Annotated in this window: 8 protein-coding genes and 2 pseudogenes; 7 read left to right on the top strand and 3 right to left on the bottom strand. The window is 56.7% G+C overall.

What is annotated here, in order from left to right:
• Both CINSTRO3249_RS11915 and pyrE read left to right on the top strand, forming a co-directional pair.
• A partial coding sequence (locus CINSTRO3249_RS11915) for an integrase core domain-containing protein (RefSeq protein ID WP_143146883.1) occupies positions 1-238 on the top strand: 238 nt, incomplete at its 5' end.
• A gap of 40 nt (positions 239-278) precedes the next feature.
• A pseudogene (gene pyrE, locus CINSTRO3249_RS11910) lies at positions 279-618 on the top strand (orotate phosphoribosyltransferase); the annotation flags it as partial.
• Between the two features lie 97 nt (positions 619-715).
• Here pyrE and slmA read toward each other — a convergent pair.
• From slmA to coaBC, 3 genes are all read right to left on the bottom strand, one after another.
• Positions 716-1,312, bottom strand: coding sequence for a nucleoid occlusion factor SlmA (gene slmA / locus CINSTRO3249_RS11905; protein WP_074013438.1), 597 nt, complete (start codon positions 1,310-1,312; stop codon positions 716-718).
• Between the two features lie 126 nt (positions 1,313-1,438).
• A complete protein-coding gene (dut, locus tag CINSTRO3249_RS11900; RefSeq protein WP_074013437.1) occupies positions 1,439-1,897 on the bottom strand; it encodes a dUTP diphosphatase in 459 nt (152 codons plus the stop codon).
• Positions 1,875-3,089 (bottom strand): bifunctional phosphopantothenoylcysteine decarboxylase/phosphopantothenate--cysteine ligase CoaBC, encoded by a 1,215-nt coding sequence (coaBC, locus tag CINSTRO3249_RS11895; protein ID WP_074013436.1) that lies wholly within the window; start codon positions 3,087-3,089, stop codon positions 1,875-1,877. Before coaBC ends, dut begins: the two co-directional genes overlap by 23 nt.
• A 205-nt stretch (positions 3,090-3,294) precedes the next feature.
• Here coaBC and radC point away from each other — a divergent pair, with 205 nt between their 5' ends.
• From radC to CINSTRO3249_RS16675, 5 genes and pseudogenes are all read left to right on the top strand, one after another.
• A complete protein-coding gene (gene radC, locus CINSTRO3249_RS11890) occupies positions 3,295-3,957 on the top strand; it encodes a RadC family protein (RefSeq protein WP_074013439.1) in 663 nt (220 codons plus the stop codon).
• Positions 3,958-4,198: 241 nt separating this feature from the next.
• Entirely contained in the window at positions 4,199-4,435 is a 237-nt protein-coding gene (gene rpmB, locus CINSTRO3249_RS11885; protein WP_025424096.1) for a 50S ribosomal protein L28, read from the top strand.
• Positions 4,436-4,451: 16 nt separating this feature from the next.
• Positions 4,452-4,619 (top strand): 50S ribosomal protein L33, encoded by a 168-nt coding sequence (gene rpmG / locus CINSTRO3249_RS11880; RefSeq protein ID WP_074013435.1) that lies wholly within the window; start codon positions 4,452-4,454, stop codon positions 4,617-4,619.
• A 102-nt stretch (positions 4,620-4,721) separates the two neighbouring features.
• Positions 4,722-5,531 (top strand): bifunctional DNA-formamidopyrimidine glycosylase/DNA-(apurinic or apyrimidinic site) lyase, encoded by an 810-nt coding sequence (gene mutM, locus CINSTRO3249_RS11875; protein ID WP_074013434.1) that lies wholly within the window; start codon positions 4,722-4,724, stop codon positions 5,529-5,531.
• Positions 5,532-5,556: 25 nt separating this feature from the next.
• A pseudogene (locus tag CINSTRO3249_RS16675) lies at positions 5,557-5,768 on the top strand (hypothetical protein); the annotation flags it as partial.

Raw genomic sequence — 5,768 nt, 5'->3', positions numbered from 1 at the left:
CGGCGACTCCTACGATAATGCGATGGCAGAGAGTATCAACGGGTTGTACAAAACGGAGGTTATCCACCGCGGGAGCTGGAAAAACCGGACGGAAGTGGAGTTGGCCACGCTGGACTGGGTGGACTGGGTGGACTGGTACAACAACAGAAGGCTGCTCGGGCGGCTGGGTTACATCCCTCCTACTGAAGCCGAAATGAACTATTACGCTTTGCAATTAGCATCAGAGGAAGCGGCGTAGTATTGCCAAAATTACTCTCTAATAAACTCGGGGTTATTCAGCCAAGGACCACGGCGAAGGCGGTATGCTGGTCGGCAGCCCGCTTCAGGGTAAAGTGATGTTGGTGGATGACGTTATCACTGCCGGTACCGCTATTCGCGAGTCGATGGCGATTATCGCCGCCCATCAGGCAACCCTTGCCGGTGTGATGATTTCGCTGGACAGACAGGAAAAAGGACGCGGTGAGATATCCGCTATTCAGGAAGTGGAGCGGGATTATCACTGCCGGGTCCTGGCCATCATTACCCTTGCAGATTTGATCGCTTATCTGGAGGTAAAAGGCGAAATGGCCGGCCCCTCTCGCCGCGGTCCGTGCTTATCAACAGCAATACGGCATCTGAGCCGGACGGGGGAGACAGGCGGCCCGCGGTGAGGCCGGTCAGTGAAGAAGGGTCATTACCAAGCGGTGGCGTGCCGTTATCCACCGCATCGCGGCGCTCAATGTAGCTGCGCTACCAGAAGCGGCCAGCGTTGCTCAAACTCCTGCGTGGGGCGATATTTGAACTCGGTGCGCACAAAGCGCGACAGCATCCCTTCGCAAAAGGCCAACAGCTGGCTGGCGAGCAGCGTCTCATCTTGCTCAAACGCTTCACCCTCACGCAGTTTGCGCTCGCGCAATACCTGGCGTAGCTGAACCTCGATACGTTCATACAGCTGGTTGATGCGGCCCTGAAGCCTGTCTTGTTCAAACATCAGCGCATGACCGCTCATGATACGCGTAAGTCCCGGATTACGTTCTGCGAAGCCCAAAAGTAACAACAATATCAGACGAAGCCGATTCAGGGTTTCTTTCTCATCCTGTAGGATCAAATTTATCCGGCTAATCAGGCTGTCCTCAATAAATTCGATCAGGCTGTCGAACATCCGGGTTTTGCTGGGAAAGTGGCGGTAAAGTGCGGCTTCCGAAACGCCAACATTGGCCGCCAGTTTTGCGGTGGTGATACGTTGGCTGCCGTCGCTGGATTCAAGCATCTGCGCCAATGCCTGTAAAATTTCCTCGCGGCGGTTGCGTTTCGTATTCTCTTTTTCTGCCATGCTGAATGGGTCCCTGAGTCATCATTGTCAATAATGGTTAAGCACCCGGCATCGGCCATAGCGCACGGCGTTATGGCGTTGATGGATTTATTGTCGATGCCGGGTAATGGGCCGAATCGTCAGGGGCTATTGTCGCCCGGAGTGGCCGAAGCCCCCCTCGCCGCGTTCGCTGGTATCGAAGGCGTCCACCAGATTGAATTCCGCCTGCACTACCGGCACAAAGACCATCTGCGCCATGCGTTCCCCGGGTTCAACGGTGAAAATGTCCTGGCCGCGGTTCCATACCGACACCATCAGCGGCCCCTGGTAGTCGGAGTCAATCAGACCCACCAGATTGCCCAGTACGATACCGTGCTTATGGCCCAGCCCGGAACGCGGCAGGATCACCGCCGCCAGATTGGCATCGGCAATGTGTATCGCCAACCCGGTCGGGACCAGGGTGGTTTCCCCCGGCGCCAGGACCACTGGCTCATCGATACAGGCGCGTAAATCCAGACCGGCGGAGCCCGTAGTGGCGTAAGCCGGCAGCGGGAAACGATCGCCAATGCGGCGGTCCAGGATCTTAACGTCGATTTTTTTCATCATAACGGCTGACAATCTCGTCAATTAGTTGTTGAGCGAGCAGTGATTTATCGCTCAGAGGTAACAGGATTTCCCCGTCCTGCCAGAACAGATGCAACGCATTGTTGTCACTGTTAAACCCTTGGCCGGTCCGGGAAACGTCATTGGCGCAAATCAAATCCATCTGCTTGTTGATACGCTTTTGCCGGGCGTATTCTTCCATATTGTGGGTTTCGGCGGCAAATCCGACGACGTAAGGCCGGTGTTCGGTTAACGCACCCACGGCTGCCACAATATCAGGATTTTTAATCAGGGTGATCATCAGGTCATCGCCCTGTTTTTTGATTTTTTCCGGTGAAAAGCGGCTGGCGCGGTAATCCGCCACCGCCGCACAGCCGATGAAGATGTGCTGCTGCGCGATGGTACGCATCACCGCATCTTGCATTTCAAGCGCGCTGGTCACGTCTATACGTACCACGCTGGCAGGGGTTGGCAGAGAAACCGGGCCCGCTATCAAGGTTACCCGTGCGCCTTTGGCCGCCGCGGCGCGGGCGATGGCGAAGCCAATTTTGCCCGAGCTGTGATTACTGAGGAAACGTACCGGATCCAGCGCTTCCCGTGTCGGCCCGGCGGTTAGCATGATATTGAGATGGCTCAGCGAGCGATCGGGGGTGAAATGCTGCGCCACGTGGTCCACCAGCACCAGCGGATCGGGCATGCGCCCCGGACCGATATCACCGCAGGCCTGGCTGCCGTTGTCCGGTCCCCACAGCAGCACGCCCCGTCCGCCAAGCGTGGCCAGGTTCGCCTGCGTGGCCGCCGCCCGGTACATTTGCTGGTTCATGGCCGGTGCCGCTGCGACGGGGGCCTCCGTCGCCAGGCACAGGGTGGTGAGCAGATCGTTGGCCAATCCCCCAGCCAGGCGCGCCAGCAGATCGGCGGTGGCGGGCGCCAGCAGCACCAGATCGGCCCACTTTGCCAGCTCGATATGGCCCATCGCCGCCTCGGCGGCAGGATCCAAAAGATCGTCCGCTACTGGATAGCCCGATACCGCCTGCAGGCTTAGCGGGGTAATAAACGCCTTCGCCGCTGCCGTCATGACCACGCGCACCTCGGCGCCCCTTTCACGCAAACGGCGCACCAGTTCGGGGGCCTTGTAGGCGGCGATACCGCCGCTTACGCCCAGTACAATGTGTTTACCGGCCAGTCCCGTCATCTTGTATGTCCCGATGAAAATATGGTTACAGGCATTTTATCATAACCCTCCGCGCCACGGTCATTTGTCTGTTTACGGCCTTTTTGGAATCGTGATTCGACTTTTTATTGCGCCACATCGAACGACTGCGTCGCCGCTGGCATTATACAACCAGCGATGGACGGTGCCCGGGGAGGAGCAGGCGGTGGAGAAAGCAAGTAAGAAAATCTGGCCATCAACGCTGGCGCCGCGTGAGAAGCTGATCGCGCTCGGTCCCGACGCGCTGACGGACATTGAATTGCTGGCGCTGTTCTTACGCACCGGCACCCGCGGCAAGCATGTACTGCAGTTCGCGGAGGAACTGCTGGCGGAGTTCGGCTCGTTCGATAAATTAATGACCGCCGATCATCAGACCCTCAGCGCCACGCATGGACTGGGCGTCTCAAAATGTACGCAATTGCGGGCGATTGGTGAAATGGCGCAGCGCATTTTTCGTTCGCATCTGATGCGTGAAGATGCGATGACCAGCCCGATAATGGCCCGGCGTTACCTGCAGCAGATTCTGGTGTGCCGGGAAAGAGAGGTGTTTGTGGTCATGTTTCTCGACAACCGCAATCGTCTTATCAACCATCAGGAGTTGTTTCAAGGTACCGTCAACAGCGTAGAGGTCCATCCGCGGGAAATCGTTCGCGCGGCGCTCAAGATCAATGCGGCGGCGATTATTTTGGCGCACAATCATCCCTCTGGTAACGCCGAGCCGAGTCGCGCCGACCGCGAGGTGACGGCAAGGGTGGTCAAAGCCTGCCTGTTTCTCGATATCCGGGTGCTGGACCATCTGGTTATTGGCGCGGGTGAAATGGTTTCTTTTGCCGAAAAAGGCTGGCTGTGAGCGTTTTTCCCGCGATCCTGCGGGATCTTTAGCCGTGCGGGACTTGAGCAGTTGCGCGTCAAAGCGTATACTACGCCACCTTTGAGAATCTTGGGTGTAGCGTTGAGAGCCTATCTCAGCAGAGTCTCTCTGTTGAACGTCTCTCCTCAGTGAAGAAGATGCTGAGATGGGCTCTAAAGCCTGACGAGGCGGCTACCACCTTTCTTAGAGCTCGAGCTGATTTGATTTTTGGAGAATAGACATGTCCCGAGTCTGCCAAGTTACTGGCAAGCGCCCGGTGAGCGGCAACAACCGCTCCCACGCAATGAATGCGACCAAACGCCGTTTTCTGCCTAACCTGCACTCTCACCGTTTTTGGGTTGAGAGCGAAAAACGCTTTGTCACGCTGCGCGTATCTGCTAAAGGTATGCGTGTAATTGATAAGAAGGGCATCGAAACGGTTTTGGCCGATCTCCGTGTCCGCGGTGAGAAGTATTAAGGTAAGGAACTGAATCATGGCTAAGGGTGTTCGCGAGAAGATCAAGCTGGTTTCTTCTGCTGGTACTAGTCACTTCTATACCACCACGAAGAACAAGCGTACCAAACCTGAAAAGATGGAATTGAAAAAATTCGATCCGGTAGTACGCCAGCATGTGATTTACAAAGAAGCCAAAATCAAATAATTTTGGCGACTGGCTAAAAACCCGGCTTCGGCCGGGTTTTTTTATGGGTCGCCGGGCGTGCTATTCTCGGCCGGCGGACATCCCGCTGACAGGGAGCATCAGATGCCGGAATTACCGGAAGTGGAAACCAGCCGCCGGGGGATTGAACCTTGGCTAGCGGGGCAGACCATCCTGCGGGCGGAGGTGCGCAATGCGCGGCTGCGCTGGCCGGTGGACCAAGAAATCATCGCGCTGCGGGACCAGCGGGTGCTGAGCGTACAGCGCCGGGCGAAATATCTGCTGTTGGAGCTGGAGAAGGGCTGGATCATTATCCACCTCGGCATGTCGGGACGTTTGCGCGTGCTGCCGCAGCCGCAGCCGCCGGAAAAGCACGACCATGTTGATTTGGTTATCAGCAACGGCTGCATCATCCGCTACACCGATCCCCGGCGCTTCGGCGCCTGGCTATGGAGCGATGATCTGCGCACCAGTCGGGTGCTGGCCCACCTGGGGCCTGAGCCGCTGAGCGATACGTTCGATGGCCGCTGGCTGTACCAAAAGTCGCGCAATAAACGCACGTCAATCAAACCGTGGCTGATGGATAACACGCTGGTGGTTGGCGTCGGTAATATTTACGCCAGCGAATCCCTGTTTGTCGCCGGTATTCTGCCCGGCCGCGCCGCCGGTTCATTGAGCGAAGAAGAGGCGGGATTGTTGGCTGAGAGTATCAAGGCGGTGCTGCTGCGCTCCATTGAGCAAGGCGGCACCACGCTGCGGGATTTTCTGCAGTCCGACGGCAAGCCGGGCTATTTTGTGCAGGAGCTTCAGGTTTACGGCCGGGGGGGCGAAGCCTGCCGGGTCTGTGGGACGCCAATACAGCTAGCCAAGCACGGCCAGCGCAGCACCTTTTTCTGTCCTGCATGCCAACACTAAAAGCATAGGTATCTACACATTTATCGTGATACCTGTTATTACTTTGCAGAATGATTTCAACCTATCTGTTGGCGGGATTGACTCTCGCCTTACCCGCCGATATCAGACGTTGGTTAAACAGCATATGACGCCCGCGGCTCTTCTTGCTTCTGCGGTTAAAGACCTCGCAAGTGCTCAAAAATCAACTTTCGCAACTACCCAAGCTGTCTGGCGTTTTCTGAATAATAAGCGAATTAG

This window comes from Candidatus Sodalis sp. SoCistrobi (assembly GCF_900143145.1).
Taxonomy (GTDB): Bacteria; Pseudomonadota; Gammaproteobacteria; order Enterobacterales; family Enterobacteriaceae; genus SoCistrobi.
The sequence above is the reverse complement of the archived record's forward strand: the minus strand, read 5'-3'. Positions and strand labels throughout refer to the sequence as shown.